At 66.6% G+C, this 19,806-nt stretch carries 21 protein-coding genes; 10 read left to right on the forward strand and 11 right to left on the reverse strand.

Features of this window, described 5'->3' with window-relative positions:
* Positions 1-20 precede the first annotated feature (20 nt).
* Positions 21-2,321, reverse strand: a complete 2,301-nt coding sequence (locus tag I2488_RS09860) for a xanthine dehydrogenase family protein molybdopterin-binding subunit (protein ID WP_196275619.1) — start codon at positions 2,319-2,321, stop codon at positions 21-23.
* Between the two features lie 5 nt (positions 2,322-2,326).
* Positions 2,327-3,292 (reverse strand): Mrp/NBP35 family ATP-binding protein, encoded by a 966-nt coding sequence (locus tag I2488_RS09865; protein ID WP_343071031.1) that lies wholly within the window; start codon positions 3,290-3,292, stop codon positions 2,327-2,329.
* Between the two features lie 162 nt (positions 3,293-3,454).
* On the opposite strand from I2488_RS09865, the gene hflK reads away from it, so the two are divergent.
* From hflK to I2488_RS09880, 3 genes are all read left to right on the forward strand, one after another.
* Positions 3,455-4,561 (forward strand): FtsH protease activity modulator HflK, encoded by a 1,107-nt coding sequence (gene hflK / locus I2488_RS09870; protein WP_196275620.1) that lies wholly within the window; start codon positions 3,455-3,457, stop codon positions 4,559-4,561.
* Position 4,562: 1 nt separating this feature from the next.
* On the forward strand, positions 4,563-5,420 hold the full coding sequence (gene hflC, locus I2488_RS09875) for a protease modulator HflC (protein ID WP_196275621.1): 858 nt from the start codon (positions 4,563-4,565) through the stop codon (positions 5,418-5,420).
* A 126-nt stretch (positions 5,421-5,546) separates the two neighbouring features.
* Positions 5,547-7,088 carry a Do family serine endopeptidase gene (locus tag I2488_RS09880; protein ID WP_196275622.1) on the forward strand — a complete coding sequence of 514 codons (1,542 nt, stop codon included), beginning with the start codon at positions 5,547-5,549 and terminating at the stop codon, positions 7,086-7,088.
* 224 nt (positions 7,089-7,312) lie between these two features.
* On the opposite strand, the gene I2488_RS09885 is transcribed toward I2488_RS09880, so the two are convergent.
* From I2488_RS09885 to I2488_RS09905, 5 genes are all read right to left on the reverse strand, one after another.
* The gene (locus I2488_RS09885) at positions 7,313-7,555 is read right to left on the reverse strand and encodes a hypothetical protein (protein WP_196275623.1); all 243 of its coding nucleotides are present in this window, start codon (positions 7,553-7,555) and stop codon (positions 7,313-7,315) included.
* Between the two features lie 75 nt (positions 7,556-7,630).
* A complete protein-coding gene (locus tag I2488_RS09890) occupies positions 7,631-9,766 on the reverse strand; it encodes a transglycosylase domain-containing protein (RefSeq protein WP_196275624.1) in 2,136 nt (711 codons plus the stop codon).
* 190 nt (positions 9,767-9,956) lie between these two features.
* Complete coding sequence (gene msrB / locus I2488_RS09895) at positions 9,957-10,355, reverse strand: peptide-methionine (R)-S-oxide reductase MsrB (RefSeq protein ID WP_196275625.1); 399 nt, start codon at positions 10,353-10,355, stop codon at positions 9,957-9,959.
* A gap of 46 nt (positions 10,356-10,401) precedes the next feature.
* The gene (locus I2488_RS09900; RefSeq protein ID WP_196275626.1) at positions 10,402-11,109 is read right to left on the reverse strand and encodes a hypothetical protein; all 708 of its coding nucleotides are present in this window, start codon (positions 11,107-11,109) and stop codon (positions 10,402-10,404) included.
* A gap of 129 nt (positions 11,110-11,238) precedes the next feature.
* Positions 11,239-11,595, reverse strand: a complete 357-nt coding sequence (locus tag I2488_RS09905) for a CC_3452 family protein (RefSeq protein ID WP_246465586.1) — start codon at positions 11,593-11,595, stop codon at positions 11,239-11,241.
* Between the two features lie 155 nt (positions 11,596-11,750).
* Between I2488_RS09905 and I2488_RS09910 the strand changes: the two genes are divergently transcribed.
* Complete coding sequence (locus I2488_RS09910) at positions 11,751-12,245, forward strand: winged helix-turn-helix transcriptional regulator (protein ID WP_196275679.1); 495 nt, start codon at positions 11,751-11,753, stop codon at positions 12,243-12,245.
* 95 nt (positions 12,246-12,340) lie between these two features.
* Here the strand turns inward: I2488_RS09910 and I2488_RS09915 are convergent, their stop codons facing one another.
* Positions 12,341-12,667 carry a UrcA family protein gene (locus I2488_RS09915; RefSeq protein WP_196275627.1) on the reverse strand — a complete coding sequence of 109 codons (327 nt, stop codon included), beginning with the start codon at positions 12,665-12,667 and terminating at the stop codon, positions 12,341-12,343.
* A gap of 245 nt (positions 12,668-12,912) precedes the next feature.
* On the opposite strand from I2488_RS09915, the gene I2488_RS09920 reads away from it, so the two are divergent.
* Genes I2488_RS09920 through I2488_RS09930 form a run of 3 tightly spaced genes read left to right on the forward strand, consistent with a single transcriptional unit; the run spans position 12,913 to position 14,949 of the window.
* Positions 12,913-13,179 carry a hypothetical protein gene (locus I2488_RS09920; RefSeq protein WP_196275628.1) on the forward strand — a complete coding sequence of 89 codons (267 nt, stop codon included), beginning with the start codon at positions 12,913-12,915 and terminating at the stop codon, positions 13,177-13,179.
* Positions 13,180-13,214: 35 nt separating this feature from the next.
* The gene (locus I2488_RS09925; protein ID WP_196275629.1) at positions 13,215-14,066 is read left to right on the forward strand and encodes a diacylglycerol kinase family protein; all 852 of its coding nucleotides are present in this window, start codon (positions 13,215-13,217) and stop codon (positions 14,064-14,066) included.
* A gap of 34 nt (positions 14,067-14,100) precedes the next feature.
* Positions 14,101-14,949 carry a metallophosphoesterase family protein gene (locus I2488_RS09930; RefSeq protein ID WP_196275630.1) on the forward strand — a complete coding sequence of 283 codons (849 nt, stop codon included), beginning with the start codon at positions 14,101-14,103 and terminating at the stop codon, positions 14,947-14,949.
* Positions 14,950-14,955: 6 nt separating this feature from the next.
* On the opposite strand, the gene I2488_RS09935 is transcribed toward I2488_RS09930, so the two are convergent.
* A complete protein-coding gene (locus tag I2488_RS09935) occupies positions 14,956-15,294 on the reverse strand; it encodes a DUF2322 family protein (RefSeq protein WP_196275631.1) in 339 nt (112 codons plus the stop codon).
* Between the two features lie 8 nt (positions 15,295-15,302).
* Complete coding sequence (panC, locus tag I2488_RS09940; protein ID WP_196275632.1) at positions 15,303-16,163, reverse strand: pantoate--beta-alanine ligase; 861 nt, start codon at positions 16,161-16,163, stop codon at positions 15,303-15,305.
* Positions 16,164-16,260: 97 nt separating this feature from the next.
* Between panC and I2488_RS09945 the strand changes: the two genes are divergently transcribed.
* Genes I2488_RS09945 through pgmG form a run of 3 tightly spaced genes read left to right on the forward strand, consistent with a single transcriptional unit; the run spans position 16,261 to position 18,791 of the window.
* Positions 16,261-17,079: a division plane positioning ATPase MipZ gene (locus I2488_RS09945; protein WP_196275633.1), complete on the forward strand. Its 819-nt coding sequence runs from the start codon at positions 16,261-16,263 to the stop codon at positions 17,077-17,079.
* Positions 17,079-17,369, forward strand: coding sequence for a J domain-containing protein (locus I2488_RS09950; RefSeq protein WP_196275634.1), 291 nt, complete (start codon positions 17,079-17,081; stop codon positions 17,367-17,369). The genes I2488_RS09945 and I2488_RS09950 overlap by 1 nt, the downstream gene beginning before the upstream one ends.
* A gap of 12 nt (positions 17,370-17,381) precedes the next feature.
* Positions 17,382-18,791 (forward strand): phosphoglucomutase/phosphomannomutase PgmG, encoded by a 1,410-nt coding sequence (gene pgmG, locus I2488_RS09955; protein WP_196275635.1) that lies wholly within the window; start codon positions 17,382-17,384, stop codon positions 18,789-18,791.
* Here the strand turns inward: pgmG and I2488_RS09960 are convergent.
* Entirely contained in the window at positions 18,775-19,689 is a 915-nt protein-coding gene (locus I2488_RS09960) for a BON domain-containing protein (protein ID WP_196275636.1), read from the reverse strand. The two genes, pgmG and I2488_RS09960, sit on opposite strands and share 17 nt — an antisense overlap.
* Between the last annotated feature and the right edge of the window lie 117 nt (positions 19,690-19,806).

The raw sequence follows: 19,806 nt of genomic DNA on the forward strand, positions 1-19,806 counted from the left end.
TGCAATCCTTGGGGTGAGGCTCAAAGGCCTTCGGAAATCAGAGGCAGGCGGCGGAAGCGCACGCCCGTGGCGGAAAACAAGGCATTGGCAATGGCCGGAGCCACCGCGACCATGCCCAGTTCGCCGGGATCGAACGGGTCTTCGTTGCTGTCGGCAAAGGCAATATCAACCTTGGGGCAATCGGCAAGCAGGGGTAGCCCCAATTGCGAGAGTCTTCCTGCCAGCGGACGCCCCTTTGCATAGCCGCTCGCCCCGCCGACGGCATGGGCGAGACCGAACATCAGCCCGCCTTCGATCTGCTGCCGGGCAATATCCATGTTGATGATGCGGCCAATGTCGACATAGGCGCTCAGGCGATCCACCCGCACCACACCGGCCTCGCTGCGCGCCGTGGCGACGACCGCGATCAGGCCCTTGGCGCTTGCGCCGCCGCCACTCGCCAGCTCCATTTGGTGGCAGGCAATCCCTTGCCCGGAAGCCTCGATGCCGCCGCCCCATTGCGCGAGGCGCCCCGCCCCCTGCAGGCAGGCGATCAGCCGCGGCTCCCCCTCGAGCATGCCGACGCGGAACGACAGCGGCTCCTTGCCCGCAGCATGCGCGAGTTCATCGACGAAACTCTCGGTAAAGAACGCGGTGTAACCGTGCGCCTGCCCCCGGAATCGCGCGGTCGGCTGCCGCAGCGCCAGCGGCACCTGCTCCACCGCCTTCTCCGGAATGCGATAGAGCGGCATTGCCCCTTCGCAGGCCATCGGATCAATCTGGTCCTGCAGATCAAGCGCCTGCTTCACCCCCCAGCCATCAAGCACCCTCGCCCCCGACTCGATCGCAGTCGCCGGCACCGCCAGCCGCGCCCGCCAGCCCAGCACCCGCGTCTTGTCCGGGCTCAACGCCCCGTCCAGCTGCGCCGAAACCGGCGTCCTTGGAATGCCCGCCAGCGCTTCCTGCCAGCGCGAGTACGTCAGCTGCACCGGCTTGCCGATCACCTTGCATATCGCCGCCACTTCGCCTGCAATGCGCACGTCCAGCCGCGCATCGAAGCTGCCGCCTGCATGCATCGGATAGACGATAACGTCCCGCCGAGAGAGCCCCGCCGCCCGCGCCGCCGCCCGCCGCGCACGTTCCGGCGCCTGCGTCGCGATCCACAGCTCCAGCAAGCCCTGCCGCATCCGCGCCGTGGCACTGGCGGTTTCCAAGGGCGCGTGGAACGCCGGTTCGACATCGTAGCGTACAGTCAGCGAAGGCTTGGCCAGCAACGCGTCGGGATCTCCTTCGGCCAGCAGCCGCTCCGGCTCGCCCTTGGTCAGTGCCTTGTCGAGTGCGACCAGCACCTTCTCGGCATCGGCAATCGGCCCGTCAGCCTTGAAGCGCGGCTCCATCGCGCGCACTGCCTTGTCGGCACTGAACCAGTCGGTTGCGACCGCCGCCAGCCAGCGCTTGGCATGAACCACGCCGACCAGACCGCGCACCGCAGCAGCCGCCTGCTTGTCATAGCTCGACAGATAGCTCGCCCCTTGCGGCCCATGCGCAATCGCCGCGTAGACCATTCCCGGCAGCCGCACGTCGCCGGCAAAGCTGAAACTCCCATCGACCTTTGCGGGCAGATCGAGCCGGGGATGGTGCGGCGGTGCGCCCTCGGGAAACTGCCCCGGCTTCTCGCGCGGTGGCTCGGCCCGCAGCACCGGCACCGATGGCGGATCATAGTCCACCGCCGCATCGAGCAGTTCGGCAAACGACAGGCGCTTGGCTCCATGCGTGACGAAGCTGTCCTTCGTCTCGCACTCCTCCCAGCCGACGCCCCATTTGTCCGCTGCCGCCTGCGCCATCATCGCCCGCAGCGCCGCGCCCGCCTCGCGCAAGGGCGTCTCGAACGCGGCGAGTGCAGTCCCGTCGGCCGTCACCATCAGCGGTCCGCGCTCGGCATGGAGCCGCGCCAGCATCCCCTCCGCGTCCTCGCCCAGCGAGGCAAACGCCGGCATCCACAGCGGCGCCCACTTTGCCGAAAGCACGGGGTCAGCATAGGCCGGGCTGATCGGCGCGGCCTCCACGGCCACCTTGCGCCAATCCGCCCCCGCCTCGTCCGCCACGATCTGCGCGACCAGCGTGGTCACGCCCTGCCCCATCTCGCACAGCGGCACGGCGACGGTGAGAATGCAGTCTTTCCCGCCCTTGACCCGCCCCACCTTCAGGAAGGCATCGACGACATGCTCGCCTTTGCCCGCCTCGAGCGGGACCGGATAGCGGCGCGGGATCAGCGGGAAGGCGATGAGCAGCGCGCCGCCCACCCCCGCTCCCACCAGCATCCCTCGCCGCGTCAGGCGCATGGGGTTCAGCGCTTCCCGTCGAGCCAGGCGAGGACCGAGCGCGCTATCGACAGGAACGCCTCGGCCTGCGGGCTGTCGCCAGCCGCCGGAGGGTTGCCCGCATCGCTCTCGCGCCGGATCGCCATGTCGAGCGGCACGCGGCCCAGGAACGGCAGGCCCATCGTCTTCGCCGCAGCTTCCGCCCCGCCGACGCCGAACGGATCGCTCTCCTCGCCGCAATGCGGGCAAATGTAGCCCGCCATATTCTCGACCATGCCGATCACCGGCACCTTGCCCTGCTCGAACAGGCCGATGGCGCGGGTCGCGTCCATCAGCGCGAGGTCCTGCGGCGTCGAGACGATCACCGCGCCTGCCGGCTTGTGCTTCGAAAGCATGGTCAGCTGCACGTCACCGGTGCCCGGCGGCAGGTCGACGACAATGATCTCGGTATCGCCCCAGTGCGCATCGATCAGCTGGCCCAGCGCATTGCCGGCCATGGGGCCCCGCCACGCAATCGCCTGCCCCGGCTGCACCAGATGCCCCATCGAGAGCATCGGCACGCCCCAGGGTGACTGGATCGGATGGATCTTGTTGTCCTCGGCCTCGGGCTTGCGGCCTTCGGTCAGGAGCAGGCGCGGCTGCGATGGCCCGTAGATGTCGGCATCGACCAGCCCGACCTTGCGTCCCAGCCGGTGCATCGCCACCGCCAGATTGGCGGAAAGCGTCGACTTGCCGACGCCGCCCTTGCCCGAACCCACCGCGATGATCACGCGTGACTTGCGCTCCGCCGTCATGCCCAGCCGCAGGTCCGCAACCCCTGCCTTGCGCGCAGCATCGCGCACCGCCATCTCCAGCTTGTCGCGATCAAGCCGCTCCAGCCCGCCGACTTCGAGCATGACAGTGGCCGTCTCACCCGCCACCTTCATCGTCTGCAGGCGATCTCCTGCAACTTCCCCGAGCGCATTGCGCAGTCCCTGTTCGTCGATGCTCACGCCATTTCCCGTGTTCCGCTCCATGCCGGAGCCGTTTGTGCGGCCCTAGCAGATGAATTTTCGGGAATGGACACTGTTTTTCACGTTCAGGGTTCCTATAACCAAGGCATGACAGACTTGGGCGGAATGATCGCACGCTTTGGCCGGGAGACGGGCCTTTTCATGACAGGCAAGAAAAGCCCTTGGGGATCGGGCGGCGGGAACGACGCGCCTGCCGCTTCCGGAGACACTCCTGAAACGACACCACCGCCAGCCACTCCGGGCAACGAAGGCCCGCGCAATCCCTGGCTCCCGCCGCAATCGGGCGAAGGCCCGAAGGATGCCGGACGGCGCGGCCCGAACATCGAAGACATCTTCCGCAACCGCAAGGGCGGCGGCAACGGCGGCGGCGGCGGTCGCGGCCCAAACATTCCGCGCTTGCCACAGCGCCCCGACGGCAAGTCGTGGGCACCGGTCGCGGTCGGCCTCGTCGTGCTGGCATGGCTCGGCACCTCGATGGTTCACCTGATCGCCCCGCAAGAAAAGGGCGTGGTCACCACCTTCGGCTCCTATTCGCGCACCTTGGACAGCGGCACCGCTGTCACGCTCCCCTGGCCGATCCAGACGGTCAAGGTCGAGGATGTGACCTCGATCCGCCGCGAATCGATCCCCGAGGGCGATGGCGAGAAGCTGATGCTCACCGCCGACCAGAACCTGGTCGACCTCACCTACCTGGTCCGCTGGAACATCAAGGACCTCAAGCTCTACATGTTCCAGCTCGCCGACCCTGACCAGACCGTGCGAGAAGTGGCCGAGGCTGCGATGCGCCAGTCGATCGCCGAGGTGAACCTCAACGATGCGATGGGTTCGGGTCGCCAGCAGATCGAACAGAACGTGCGCGATCGCATGCAGAAAGTGCTCGATGCCTATCGCTCGGGCGTGCTGATCCAGGGCGTCGATATCAAGAAGACCGATCCACCGGCCAAGGTCGTCGATGCCTTCAAGGAAGTGCTCGCCGCCCAGCAGGACGCGCAGAGCGCGATCAACCGCGCGCAGGCACAGGCCCAGCAGCTCACTGCCGGTGCCCAGGGCGAGGCCGCCGCTTTCGACAAGGTCTACGAACAGTACAAGCTCGCGCCCGAAGTGACACGTCGCCGCATGTACTACGAAACCATGGAACGCGTGCTCAACAAGACCGACAAGGTGATCCTCGAATCGCCCAACACCCAGGCCTACCTGCCGCTGCCCGAAATGAAGCGTACGCAGAAGCCAGTGGAAGGGGGCCAGTAAGATGAGCGCGATCGAAACCTTCTGGCACGAACGCAAGGCCGCCATCATTGCCGCTGGCGTGGCCGTGCTCGCCGCCGCCAGCTGCCTCACCGTCGTCGATGAAACCACGCAGGCGGTGATCATCCGGCTCGGCCAGCCCAACCGCGTCGTCAACCGCTTCGAACCCAAGACCGATTTCGGCCAGACCGGGGCGGGCATCGTCCTGCGCATCCCGTTCATGGAAAAGGTGATCGAAGTCGACAAGCGCATCCTCGATCTCGACATGGAGCGCCAGCAGGTCCTTTCGGCCGACCAGCGCCGCCTTGAGGTTGACGCCTTCGCCCGCTTCCGCATCATCGATCCGGTGCGCATGGTGCAGACCGCGGGCACGACTGAGCGTGTTGCCGAACAGCTCCAGCCGATCCTCAACTCCGCGCTGCGTCAGGAACTGGGCAAGCGCACTTTCGCCTCGCTGCTCACGGCGGACCGGGGCCGCGCGATGGAGCAGATTCGCGAGGGTCTGGACCGCGAAGCGCGCGAATATGGCGCGCAAGTGATCGACGTCCGCATCAAGCGTGCCGATCTTCCTGAAGGCTCGCCACTGGATTCGGCGTTCACCCGCATGGCCACCGCGCGCCAGCAGGAGGCCGCGACGATCCGCGCGCAGGGCCAGAAGCAGGCCCAGATCATCAGCGCCACGGCACAGGCCGAAGCATCGCGCACCTATGCCGACGCCTTCAACAAGGATCCGGATTTCTACGATTTCTACCGGGCCATGCGCAGCTACGATGCCGTGTTCAGCCGGGATGACCCGCAATCGAGCACCTCGATCGTGCTTTCGCCCGACAATGAATACCTCCGCCAGTTCAAGGGAAAGTAAGCGCGTTCCTTAACGCTGCGGAACATCGTCATTCAAAGTCCGTTCATCGCAAGGCGCGTGAATCGGCTTTGGCACAAGTCAGCCGCGCCGCCCCCGGCGCATGATAGACAAAGAGGACCAGGCCACGTGCGATACGCTTATGGTGTGACTTCGGCGCTGCTGCTCGCAGGCAGCGCACTGACCCTGGTGACAGGCTTCCCCGCAGGCGCTCAGGTCGCCCAGAACGACCAGTCCGAGATGCGCAGCGTCGTCCCGCGCGCGGGCGCCCCGTCGAGCTTTGCCGACCTTACGCAGCAGCTTCAGCCGGCGGTGGTCAACATCTCCACCCGCCAGCGCGTGAAGGTGCAGACCAACAACCCGTTCGCCGGAACGCCCTTCGGCGATCTCTTCGGCGGCGGTCAGGGCGGCGGCAGCCCGCAGACGCGCGAGGCGCAGTCGCTGGGCTCGGGCTTCATCATCTCGGCCGATGGCTACGTGGTCACCAACAACCACGTCATCACCGCCGACGGCCAGGGCGAAGTCGAATCGATCACCGTCACCACCCCCGATGGCACCGAATACCCGGCCAAGCTGATCGGCAAGGATGCCGCCTCGGACCTCGCCGTGCTCAAGATCAGCCGCCCCACCGCCTTCCCGTTCGTCAAGTTCGGCGATTCGCGAAAGGCCCGCGTGGGTGACTGGGTCATCGCCATCGGCAACCCCTTCGGCCTCGGCGGCACCGTCACGCAGGGCATCATCTCGGCGGTCTATCGCAACACCGGTTCGGGCTCGGCCTATGACCGCTACCTGCAGACCGACGCTTCGATCAACCGGGGCAACTCGGGCGGCCCGATGTTCGACATGGCCGGCAACGTGATCGGCATCAACAACGCCATCTTCTCGCCCACCGGCGGTTCGGTCGGCATCGGTTTCGCCATCCCTGCCGAAATCGCCGCCCCGATCGTCGACAAGCTGCGCGCTGGCCAGGCGATCGAACGCGGCTACCTCGGCGTGCGCATCCAGCCGCTGTCGGAAGACCTTGCCGCCTCGCTCGGCCTGCCGAAGAATCGCGGCGAATTCATCCAGGCGGTCGAGCCCAATCAGGCCGCAGCCAAGGCCGGGATGCAGGCGGGCGACGTCGTGGTGAAGGTCGATGGCAAGGACGTCACGCCTGACCAGACGCTGTCATTCATCGTCGCCAACACCACGCCGGGCAAGCGCATCCCTATCGAACTGATCCGCAACGGCCAGCGCCTTACCGTGCAGACGGTCGTCGGCAAGCGTCCGAGTGAGGAAGAGCTTGCCCAGCAGAGCTTCGACCCCGAAGCGCAGGACGACAGCCCGTTCGGCGGCAATGGCCAGCAGCAACAGCAGCAGAGCGCCAGCGTCCTGCAGAACTCGCTCGGCATTGCCGCGATCCCGCTCACCCCGCAGATCGCCCGCCAGCTTGGCGCGGGCGAGGATGCCAAGGGCGTGGTCATCACGGCGGTCGATGCCTCCTCCGATGCCGGCGCCAAGGGCCTGCAGCGCGGCGACATCGTGCTTTCGGCGAACTACGTGAACGTCGGCAGCATCGCTGATCTCGAACGCATCGTGCGCCAGGCCAAGACCGAAGGCCGCGAGGCCGTGCTCCTGCGCATCCAGCGCCGTGGCCAGCCCCCTCTCTACGCCCCGGTCCGCATCCGCTGATCAAGGCCAAGTGCTGAAACAGAAAGGGCCGCTCCAGCGATGGAGCGGCCCTTTTGTTAGGCGTTGTGTATGGCTTCATGCCCACCCCCAGCCCCTCCCGCCTGCGGGAGGGGGGCAAAGCGCCGTATTAAGCCCTCCCGCAAGCGGGAGGGCCGCGAGACTTGGCCTTTCGCAGAAAGGCTTAGTCGCAGCGGGGTGGGCTTCCTGCGCCCGCAGCCAAAGCCTCAATAATTTGCCGGCGGATCGCTGGCCGGAAAGCTCTCGTCCGAGGCCTGATCGACCTTGTCCCAACGCTTGGGATCGGACCGCATGCCCTCGGTCCCGGCCGAGCGCACCTGGGCGAAATTGCCGCCCGGCTCCTCGCCATGCGCAAAAGCGGCGGGCGTCTGCTCGCCCTTGTTCTTCTGCGCCACGCGCCAGATCGCGTATCCCGCCGCTCCTGCGACGGCCCATTGCAGCAGGCTCATTGCACGTCTCCTGATCGCGGAGCGGCCCACAGCCGCTCTTCTCGATCAGGCAAACGCCCGAAGCGCTGAAAAGGTTCAGGGATTCGGGAAAGGTCGCGGTGAATTGGTCGGACGCGGACGCGGTCCTGCCGCAGCCGGATCGGCACTGCGCCTTCCCGTGGCCCGATTGAGGAAGTCGTCGTTCGCGGCCTGCGGCACCTCCGGCGGCACGCCTTCGGGCGGCGCGTTGGGATCGACGCCCTGCGCACCATCGCCCTGCTGCTTGCGCGAGGGATCGACCAGATTGCCCTGTTCGTCGACGTAGAAGTAATCGTCCGGATTGCCCTGCATCGCCTCGTCGTCAGGCTCGAGCTGCCACTGCGGCAGCTTCAGTTCGGTATCGAACTGCTCGACCGGGCGCTTGCGCGTGGCGACCTTCATGTAAGCGGCAAAGGCCCGCGCCGGGGCCGAACCGCCCTGCAGGCCGGGAACCGCCCTGGCATCGTCACGGCCCATCCACACGCCGGTGGTGATCCCGCTCGAGAAGCCAAGGAACCAGCCATCCTTGTTGGACGAGGTCGTGCCGGTCTTGCCTGCAACCGGACGTCCGATCTGCGCGGCGCGACCCGTGCCGATGTTGACGGCGGTCTGCATCAGATCGGTCATCGCCGCCGCGACATAGGGCGGCACCAGTTGCTGCGAAGTCTCGGGCCGATGCTTGTAGAGCACCTCGCCGTCAGTCGTCGTCACCTTGCGGATGCCGTAGGGCGTTACCGACATGCCCTTGGCCTGCACCGAGGCAAAAGCGCGAACCATGTCGATCACCCGCGCCTCGGACGATCCCAGCACCATCGAGGGCAGCGTGTTGATCGGCGTGGTGATGCCAAAGCGCCGCGCCATGTTCGCCACGGTGCCAAAGCCCACCTCGTTGCCAAGCTGCGCCGCCACTGTGTTCTTCGAATAGGCAAAGGCCGTGCGCAGGTCGATCTCGCCGGCATAGCGGTTGCCGTCATTGCGCGGCGTCCAGCCATCGATCGTCACCGGCTCGTCAACCACGCGGTCATCCGGCGTGTACCCGGCTTCGAGCGCCGAGAGATAGACGAACAGCTTCCACGCCGAACCGGGCTGGCGCACGGCGTTCACCGCGCGGTTGTAGTTCGAGGTCACGTAGTCCGTGCCGCCGACCATCGCCAGCACTGCGCCATCGCGGTCAAGCGAGACCAGCGCGCCTTGCGCGCCCTTGGGTGCAAAGCCCGCCACCGCGCTGGTCGCGGCCTTCTGCGCGATCGGATCGAGCGTGGTCCACACTTCGATCGGCTTGTCGTTCTCAGGGAGAATCAGGTCGAGCTGCGGCAGCGCCCAATCGGTGAAATAGCGCGCGGAGTTCTGGCCCGAAGCGTCGGTGACCATCTTCACCGCCTTCAGGTCCACCGCCTGCGCTTCCTGCGCGGTCAGCACGCCTGCGTTCTGCATGGTCTGCAGCACCACGCCCGCGCGGCCCACGGCAGCATCGGCATCGGCGGTCGGCGAATAGCGCGAGGGCGCCTTGACCAGTCCTGCAATGATCGCCGCCTCGGGCAGGGTTATCTCCTCGCCCGAATGGCCGAAGAACTTCCGCGCCGCGCTGTCGATGCCATAGGCGCCGCCGCCGAAGTAGACCTTGTTGAGGTACAGTTCGAGGATCTGGTCCTTCGAGAATTTCTGTTCCAGCGCCAGCGCCAGCACCCATTCGCGCGCCTTGCGGCCGAAAGTCTTGGTATTGTTGAGGAAGATGTTGCGGGCGAGCTGCTGGGTGATCGTCGAACCGCCCTGCTTCCACGTTCCGCTTTCCACGCGCACCATCAGCGAACGGACAATGCCGATCGGATCGACGCCCCAGTGGCTGCGATAGCGCCGGTCCTCGACCGAGACCATCGCGTCCTTCATCGGCTGCGGAATGCGCTCGTAGGGAATCCACTTGCCGTAGCTCGGCCCGAGCGTGACGATCTCCGATCCGTCCGCCGCGCGCACCACGATCATCTGCCCGCTCTGGCTCGACTTCAATTCGCCATAGCCGGGCAGCGAACGCGCCGTGACAGCCACCGCCACGATCAGCGCGATGGCCCCAAGCAGGGCAAAGCCCGCGCCCCAGGCAGCAATCCGCCGGACCCAGCGGCCCAGCGTCGATCGTCTCTCGGGTTGCGGCTCGGACCGGCCGCCCTCGGGGCGGCGGGGAATGTCCCGTCTGGCCATCAGTCTTGTACCGCTTCCCTCATTCTTCACCGCTGGCGGGCGGTCGTTCAGCCGACCGGCCTGACAGCGATTGTCGTGGCGCCACACTCACGTGCGCCGTCCATAGGGCAATCGCAACGCCGGGTTAACTGCAAATCGGCGAACGCTGCTTGCAGGCGCATGAACGACGCGCGGGCGAGTGCGGTTCCGCTCAATCCCTGGGCGTGAAATCGAGCGAGGCGCTATTCATGCAGTAGCGCAGGCCGGTGGGGTTCGGACCATCGGGAAAGACGTGGCCGAGATGCCCGTCGCAGCGGGCGCAGCGCACTTCGGTGCGGACCATGCCGTGCGAACGGTCGACGATCTCCTCGACCGCCTCGGCTTCGACCGGAGCGTAAAAGCTCGGCCAGCCCGAGCCGCTGTCGTACTTGGTGTCCGAGGTGAACAGCGGGGCGCCACAGCCCGCGCAGTGGTACTCGCCGCTTGCCTTGTTCTTCTCGTAAGCGCCTGTAAACGCACGCTCCGTGCCGCCCTGGCGGAGGATCTGGTACTGCTCGGGCGAAAGCCGCTCGCGCCACTCGGCGTCGGTCAGGTTCATCTTGTCTGGCATCGGGGGATCTCCTTTGGCGCCAATATGGGGAGGCCCTGCGCCGCGCTCAATAGTGCGATTTTTCCTGCGGTTTGGCGAGTTCGTAGCAGTGGGCGATGTCGTACTTGTCGACCCCGCCCTTGCCGTCCGCCGCCTCCACCGCCATCGCCTCGCGCGCTTCGGAGAGCGTCCTGTCGGCATCGTCGCCGCTGCTGCCTGCGGCGATGAGCGCCTCGCGCTCGCGTGAAGAAAGCACCGATTCCAATGTCTTGAGGTCCTGCGCCGAAGCGCTCATGCCTTCGCGGGCATGGACTTCGGCGTAGGCCAGGCCAAGGATCGCCGCGCATTGCTTGAGTGTCGGCGTGACCAGCGGCGGGACAGTGGCGTCGAGCCGCGCCACGCAGGGTTTCGCAAGCGCTGCCAGAGCCTTGTCGGGATCGGGCGCGGTCTGCAGCGCCTGCACTTCGCGCCCGATCAGGTCGCGCACCTGCTCGCGCGAAAGTGCCCCTTCCTTCATAGCCCGCTCGCCCGAATCGGCAAAGAACGTCCTGCCGCGCACTGCCAACTGTGGCCATCCTTCGAGCGCATCACCGTCGGATTGTTCAAGCGCAACAATGGCAAAGGCCGCGCTACAGCGCAGATCGTCGCGCGTCTGCGCGGTCAGTTTCGGCGCGGACTGGGCCGGGGTCTGGGCCTGTGCCGGCGCAAATCCAACTGTCAGGGGCAGAAGGGCAACTCTGGCGAGCAGAGCGGCAACTCTAAGGGGCAAACGCATGGCAGGAGCATAGCGAAAAAAGGGGCCGCGAACAGACGTGCTGTTCACGGCCCATTTGACCTTCACGGTCAGGGATTGCACGCCCGGCAGGGTATCGTTCCGGGAGCGCGCTGGAGAGTGGTGCTGGACTTATCCGGCCGCTGCCTCGTTGCAGCGGGCAAGGTCCTCGGCCGCGAGATCGCCCTGCGGGGTGGCGAAGCGGGCGACGGGGCCGACCTTCTGGGCAAGGCGGGCGCAGACGATCACCGGGCGCGAGGTATCGCGCGGGGCGGAGCATTCGGCGCCCTCGCACTTCCACAGGACGCCCTTCTGGATGACCTTCTGCGTGCCGTCCATCGGGCGGGTCAGCGTGGCAGAGTAGAAGGAGCCGCCGGTGTTGGCGCGGGCAGTGTTGGCGGTGACCGCGAAGCTGAGCGTCGTGCCGACGAGAGCGAGCACGGCCGGGAGGAGCTGGCGCAGGGCGCCGGTGGAGTTTGCTGAGATCATCGTTCTTCCCCTGAAACAACCTTATCGGGCCACGGAAATTGCGGGGTTCTGGAGAGGATGCTATTTCCGTTGCGAATCGCTACCTATCAGGATAGGTTTCAGGTTGCAACTAGAAACTTAAACAGGTACTGCAGATGGGCTATGCAGAGGACGACATGGAAAAACTGCGCGAACCTTTGGGCGAGATTGCCCAGTGCGGCCTGCCCTGCGCCCTTGAAGCGATGGGCGAGCGCTGGTCCTTCATGATCCTGCGCGCGGCCTTCAACGGCGTGCGCCACTTCGAGGATTTTCTCGAAGCCCTGGGCATCGCGCGCAACATCCTGTCCAACCGCCTGTCCCGGCTGGTCGAGGCCGGCATCCTCAAGCGCGAACATTGCGCCGATGACCGCCGCCGCATCGAATACCGCCTGACGCCCAAGGGCCTGGACCTGCTCCCCGCCATGCTGGCGCTGCGCCAATGGGGCGAAAAGTGGGAGCTGGGCGTGCCGGCAAACCCCGTGCTCTGCGATGCGCGCGACGGGCAACCCATTGCACCGATCGGCATCATTGCGCACGATGGCCGCAGACTGGCTCCGGACGATCTCACCTGGCGCGATCGCGCCGAACTCGAAGCTTCGGACAAGCCCGCCAGTCTTCGCGAAGTCGGCTGAGCGCCCGCCAGGAAAAAGGGACCGCCGACAAGCGACGGTCCCTCGAGTTTGACCCGGTGGGGGACTGGATCCGCCGGGGTTGCAAGCTGCCGGGATCAGCGGACAGCAAGATCGGTCTTGGCCTTCTTCGCAGCGGCGAGGGCTGCCTCCTTGATGCCGGACTTCGCCTTACGGGCATCGGCATAGGACTTGGCAAAGCACTGGCGCGCCGCTTCCCACTCGGCCGTCGGGAGATCGGGCTGGCTCAGGCCGCACACATCCTTGGCGGCCTTGCGCAGGCGGGCGTTGAGCTGGGCGTCACCTTCCTTGGTGGAAAGATCGAGATCGGTGTAGCCAACGATGCGCGTGCCGGCGAAGGCAGGCTGGCTGGCGGAAAGGGCGAGGCCGAGGAGGCCGGCGGAGAACAGGGTCTTGGCGAACATGGCAACTTCCTTCGACACGGGAGCCGGGAGGGACCGGCTTTGTGGGGCTTTTCAGCGGCGTGTCGGGCAAGTCCCGTTCACCGCATGCATTTTCGCTACGCCCCGGGCCCAAGGAAATCTTGCGCGGCTCGACCAGCTTTCCGCTACGTCCGACAAGTGCTTGGCCCGTCCGACGAAATGCAATTGCCGCTCCACGAACTGCAGGTGTGACAATTCGAAGGCGATTCTCTAAGTCTCGCCTGTCCATGGCGATTCTGATCACCTTCCTCCTCGGCATCGGCAACTTCGCGCTGCACCGCGCCGTGATGGATAGCGGACACCCGCTGCTCGGCCGCATGCCGTGGCTGGTCACCAGCTTCGGCGGACGCTTCACGATGCTGGTGGAGTTCCTGCTGCTGGTGGCGGCGCTGATGTTCGCATCCGAAGGCGTCGTCGGCGGACCGATCGCCTATGTCATCTACTCGGTGCTCAACAGCTTCTCGGCCTGGCTGATCCTGACCGACCAGGTGTGAAGGAACCGCCGCGCCCGCCGCAGGTTCTGCGAGGGATGACGCACCTCCCCCTCTGGCTCGTGACGAACGCCGCAAGTGGCAGCAACAGCGATGCAGCAGTCGAGGACCTCGTCGCGTCGCTCTCGGCCAGCGGCTGCGCCCCGGCACGGATCATCCGTTTCCCCGACGAGCAACTGCCCACGCGAGAAGCCCTCGAAGCCGAGGAGGTGGCGACTCTGGCGGTCTTTACCGGCGACGGGACGATCAACGCTGCAGCCTCGGCGCTCGAAGGCTGGGCCGGGGCGCTGCTGGTCCTGCCCGGCGGCACGCAGAACCTGCTGTCGAAATCGCTGCATGGCGATGTGCCGGCCGAGGAGATCATCGGCAAGCTGGCCAGTGCACGGCGCATCCGCCGCAATGCGCTGCGGACCACGCAAGGCGTTGCCCTCGTCGAGCTGCTTGCAGGACCCGGCGCGATGTGGGCGGACGTGCGCGAGAGCGTGCGCGATCTTGACCTTGCGACCATTGCCGAGACATTCACGACGGCGCTGCGCGAAACCCGCGAGGGCCCCGGCGTGCGGCTCGCCGAACCAGCAGCAGGAGGCAAGCCGGAGGGCCATCGCGCGATCCGCATGGCGCCGACCGATGCCGATTGCATGGAAGCCGACGGCTACGACTTTGCCGACTGGGGCGAGTTCGCTGCGCAAGGCTTTGCGATGCTGGTCAAGCGCGATTTCCGGCAGGGTCCGCATGACGAGCTGGGCCGCTTCCCCTCAGCCGTGATCGAGAGCGACAGCGCCATTGCCCTGATGATCGACGGCGAACGGCGGAAGGGCGATCGGCGTGAGACCGTAGTCTGCGAACAGTTCGCGCTCGACTTTCTGTCCACCTGCGTGCCCGCCTCTTGACCGCCGACCGCCCAGCGACGATCACCCCCGCCCAATGACCCGCCTGTTCCACATCAGCGACATCCATTTCGGCCTTGAAGATCGCCGCGCGCTCGACTGGGTGGCGCAGTGCATCGCGCGCGAGAAGCCCGATGCTGTGGCGATTACCGGCGATCTGACCATGCGGGCGCGGCACCGCGAATTCACCGCCGCCTGTCACTGGATCAAGGCGCTGGACGTGCCGGTAACGGTAGAAGTGGGCAATCACGACCTGCCCTATTTCAACCTGATCGAGCGCTTCGTCGATCCCTACCGCCGCTTCCGTTCGATCGAGGGCGTGCTGGAGCGCGAGCTGCCGATCCCCGGTGCGAAAATCGTGCCGCTCAAGACGACTGCGCGTGCGCAGCTTCGCCTCAACTGGTCGAAAGGCACGGTCGGCAAGGCGGCCCTCGCGCAGACTCTGGCTGCGATCGACGCCCTGCCCCAAGGCACGCGCGCCATTGTCGCCTGCCATCATCCGCTGGTGGAAGCCGGCACGCGGGGCAAGGCGCTGACGCGGGGCGGCAACCATGCCCTCGCCGAGCTGGCCAGCCGCAACGTCCTCGCCGTGCTTTCAGGCCATGTCCACGATGCCTTCGACCTGATCCATCCGACGCCCAATGGGCCGGTGCGGATGATCGGCGCGGGCACGCTCAGCCAGCGCGTGCGCTCGACCCCGCCCAGCTTCAACGAACTGACGCTGGACGGCGATCACATTACCGTGCGCGTACGCAACCTCGAACACGTCCCCACGCGCGATATGCTGATCGACGACGTGCCGGAGAACGCGCTGCCGCCGAGGACCGAGGGCGAGCCGGTGGCGCCGGTCGCCGCCGTCCCGGCGGTTGATCCCCCAATTCACTGAACGACTTCACTGGGCGACGGCGACGATCTCCAGCGCGGGCGCACCGGCCGCGATCTCGAGCAGGCGATCGATGTTGGGATGGGCCCCGGGCCGCGCTCTGGCATCGGGGGTGTGTTCGGCGAACACGTCCAGCGCGTGAGCAGCGGCGGCTGCGTCGAGCTTGCCGAAGCAGAGTTCGAGGTAGTTGTAGACCTTGAGCGAGCCTTGCTTGCCGGGTTCGTTGGGGATCGTTGCCACAACCGCGCCCGAAGCATCGCGCAGATCGATGCGGGCAATGCCGTCAATCGCCGGAAGCAGGGCCAGGTTGTCCTTGAACGAGGCGGTCGGCGTGATCGGGGTCATCATTGCCGAAGTCATTTCAAGCCCACTCCCATGTTGTCGATCAATCGCGCCGCGCCGATGCGGGCGGCGACGAGCAGGCGGGCGCTTTGCCCGGTGAAGGTCTCGATGGCTTCAAGCGTCGCGGCATCGCGCAAGTCGGCATAATCGACGCTGGTGAATCCAGCCGAGAGAATGTCCGCATTCAAGGTGGCGAGGGATTGCGCCACGTCGGCACCGCCCTGAATCGCGGCAATCGCCCGGCGCATGGCGGCGGAGAGACCGGCGGCCTGTGCGCGCTCCTCTCCGGTCAGGTACTGGTTGCGGCTGCTCATGGCGAGGCCGCTCGCCTCGCGCACGGTCTCGACGCCGATGATGTTGGCGACCTGCGGCTGGGTCAGATCGAGATCGCGCGCCATGCGGCGGATGATGGCAAGTTGCTGCCAGTCCTTCTCGCCGAACAGGGCGTAATCCGGGCGGACCTGGTTGAACAGCTTGCACACCACGGTGGCGACGCCATCGAAGTGGCCGGGGCGCGCCGCACCGCAGGCAACGTCGCCGAGGCCGGAGACCGAGATGTTGGTGGCGTAGCCTTCAGGATACATCTGGTCGACCGTCGGCGCCCAGAGCACAGCGACGCCTTCCGCATCGAGCAGCGCGGCGTCGGCGGCAAGGCGGCGGGGGTAGGCGTCGAGATCTTCGTTCGGGCCGAACTGGCGCGGATTGACGAAGATCGATGCAACCACATGGTCCGCATGGCGGTGCGCCTGCCGCACCAGGGTAAGGTGGCCTTCGTGCAGCGCGCCCATGGTGGGGACGAACGCGACCGTTTTTCCCCTGATTTTGAGCGCGTCGACCGCCTTGCGCAGGTCTTCCAGCCGGTTGATCGTTTGCACCTTGGCAACCACTCCACTAAGTCTGACCGGACGGGCGATACGGGCGGCGAACGCCTCCCGCAAGCCCGCGCATCAACAGCCAGAGAGTACCCGAACCTTGTCGAATGGCACCCATCGCATTGTATTCGCCAACGAAAAGGGCGGCACCGGCAAGTCCACCACGGCGGTCCACGTGGCCGTGGCGCTGGCCTATCAGGGCGCGCGGGTTGCGACGATCGACCTCGATCACCGCCAGCGCACGATGCACCGCTATTTCGAGAACCGCGCCGAGACGATGAAGCGGCGCGAGATCAGCCTGCCGAGCGCCAGCTTCGGGGTCTATCCGCACGACAGTGCCGAAGGTCTCGACGACCTGACCGCACAGCTTTCGCAGAACCACGATTTCATCGTCTTCGATACGCCGGGCCGCGACGATCCGCTCGCCCGCCATGTCGCCACCCAGGCCGATACGCTGGTCACGCCGCTCAACGACAGCTTCGTCGACTTCGACCTGATCGGGCAGGTGGACGCCGAGACGTTCAAGGTGCGCCGCCTGTCGTTCTATGCCGAACTGATCTGGGAAGCGCGCAAGAAGCGGGCGATGGCGACGATCAAGGATGCGCGCCGCGAGATGGACTGGGTCGTGGTGCGCAACCGCACCGGCTATACCGAAGCGCGCAACCAGCGCCGCATCGACCAGGCGCTGACCGAACTGTCCAAGCGCGTCGGCTTCCGCGTGGCGAGCGGCCTTTCCGAACGCGTGATCTATCGCGAGCTGTTCCCGAGCGGGCTGACCCTGCTCGACAAGGGGCATCTGGGCGAACTGGGCACCAGCCACCTTGTCGCGCGGCAGGAACTGCGCACGCTGGTGGCGGGGCTGAACCTTCCGGTGCCCGCAAAGGCAGAGGCCGAACTGCCGCTGGACAACGTCGCCTGATGGTCAAGCTGCTCACGCTCGCGGTCCTCGCCAGCCTTGCCTGCAAGCTGCTGGCAGGGCGCTGGCCGTGGGAACTGTTGCAGGGGGACCCGCGCGCCGCGAACGAGAGCCGGGCGCGCAACCTCCTCGGTATCGGACCGCAGGCGGGCTATGACGAGGTGATCGAGGCGCATCGGCGGCTGATCCAGAAGGTCCACCCCGACCGGGGCGGCAGCAACGAGGCAGTGCACGAGGCCAATGCCGCGCGCGACCTGCTGCTGGCGCGACTGGCCGACCGGCGCGGGGCCTGATCGGCTCAAACCGTGACGGGGCACCGCTTTCACCCCTCGATCCTGCGCGAATACGACATTCGCGGCGTCTTCGGCGAGACCCTCAGCACGGACGACGCGCGCGCGGTCGGGCGCAGCTTCGGCAGCGTGGTGCGCGCTCGGGGGGGAAGCCGCGTGGCGGTGGGGTGCGACGGGCGTCTCAGTACGCCGGTGCTGGAACACGCGCTGGTCGAGGGGCTGACGGCCAGTGGCGTCGATGTCGTGCGGATCGGTCTGGGGCCGAGTCCGATGCTCTATTTTGCAGCGACGCCGGGTTCGGGCGCCTTAGCCCCAGAGGTGCAGGGCGGCGTTCAGGTAACCGGCAGCCACAATCCCGCCAACCACAATGGCTTCAAGATGGTACTTGAAGGCGCCCCGTTCTTCGGGAGCGACATAGTCGATCTCGGGCGGATCGCCGAGGAAGGCGCGTGGGCTTCCGGCATGGGGCGCATCGAGGACGCCGACGTTGCCACCGCTTACGTCGATTGCCTGATCGGCGCGCTGGAAGGAATCGACCTGTCCGCGCTGGACAGCCTCGCGATCGGCTGGGACGCGGGCAACGGCGCTGCCGGCCCCCTGATCGAGGCTTTGACCGCCCGGCTGCCCGGGCGCCATGTCCTTCTTCATGCGAGCGTGGACGGCCATTTTCCCAACCATCATCCTGATCCGACTGTGGAATCCAATCTCTCCGATCTTCGCCGCGCTGTCGCGGAAGGAAGCCTCGACTTCGGATTGGCATTTGACGGAGATGGAGACAGAATCGGCGCGGTGGACGGCAAGGGCCGGGTGCTGTGGGCCGACCAGCTACTGGCGATCTTTGCCGAGGAGGTGCTCCGCGAATGGCCGAAATCCACGGTTATTGCCGATGTGAAGGCCAGTTCGACGCTGTTCGCGCGGATCGCGGAGCTGGGCGGCAAGCCGCTGATGTGGAAGACGGGGCACTCGCCGATAAAGTCCAAAATGAAAGAGACACATGCCCCGCTCGCCGGAGAAATGAGCGGGCACATATTCTTTGCGGACAGATATTTCGGTTTTGACGATGCGCTTTATGCTGCCGTCCGGCTGATCGGGGCGACCGTGCGGCTGGGCAAGTCGGTCACGCAGCTGCGCGATGAGATGCCCGAGATGGTGGCGACGCCGGAGTTCCGCTTCGCCGTGCCGCGCGAGCGCAAGGTGGCAGCGGTGGAGGAAGTGCTCGCCGCTTTGCGCACAGACGGCAGCACGGTCAACGATACCGACGGCGTGCGCGTGGATACGCCGGACGGCTGGTGGCTGCTGCGCCCGTCGAACACCGAGGACGTGCTGGTGGTGCGGGCCGAGGCCGCTGACGAAGGCGGGCTCGCCCGGCTCATGGCCGAAGTCGACGCCCGCCTTGCCGCCGTGGGAATCAGACGTCCGGACTGATCGACCGGTCGCCGTTGCCCCAGCCGAGGGTGCCGCCCTGCCCTTCGAGGCCCGATCCGGCCTTCACGCGCAGGTTGTTCTGGACATGCTTCACGCCGCTGATGTCCTCGACGAGGTCTTCGGCACGGCGCTTCTCGTCGCGGTTCGTAACCGTACCCGCGAGCGTGACTTCGCCCTCGGTGACCATGACCGAGATCTGGCGGGCATCGATATGGTGATCGTAGGTCAGCCGGTCGTTGGCGTCTTCGCGGATGCGCTCGTCGGAGCGGGTGTAGTCGCCCGGCCCCTTGCCGCGATGGCTTTCGCGTTGGCCTGCGCGCTCACGGTCATCGCGATCGTCACCGAACCAGCCGCGCACTTCGTCAACCGCGCGATCGAAGAAGCCGCGCGGATCGCGGTCGGCATAGGCACCGCGACCGCTGTAGCCGTAGGATGACGGGTAACCGCCGCTGCTGCCGGTGCCATAGGCGCCATAGCCGGTCGGCCCGCTCCAGGCGCGGCGACCTTCGCCATAATCCTCGGCAGTGAAGTAATCGGCGGTGTTGGCGGCATTGCCGCTGGCGGTATCGCGCCAGCGCGGGCGGCCCCCGGAAGCGTTGGGCGTCGCCTGCTGCTGCCCGGTGTAGTAGCGATCGCCGACTTCCCAATCGTGGGTGCGCCGGTCACCGCGCATGTCCCGATCCATCCAGCCGGTCGGCGGATCGCCCAGCGGGGTCGCGGCACCGGTCGAGCCGGAGCGGCCCCACTGGCTGCGGTCACGGCCGCTGCGGCCCCAATCACCGCGATCATACCGGTCGCGATCAAACTCCGGGGCAAACTCGCCCGAATAGTCGTGGGTGTCACGTCGCTCCTGGTCCTGCCAGCGGTCGCGCGCGTTCCAATCCATGCGTTGGCCCATGGCTCTTCTCCATTTCAGTGGTTGTCCTGCGGGAGAAACGGGTGGAACGCGGCGGCGCCCCCTCGGCCCGGCGCGGCGCGCGCCCATCCTGTCGCGCCCGCGCTTTGCGCTTGCCAA

Source organism: Novosphingobium jiangmenense, from assembly GCF_015694345.1.
GTDB classification, from domain to species: Bacteria; Pseudomonadota; Alphaproteobacteria; order Sphingomonadales; family Sphingomonadaceae; genus Novosphingobium; species Novosphingobium jiangmenense.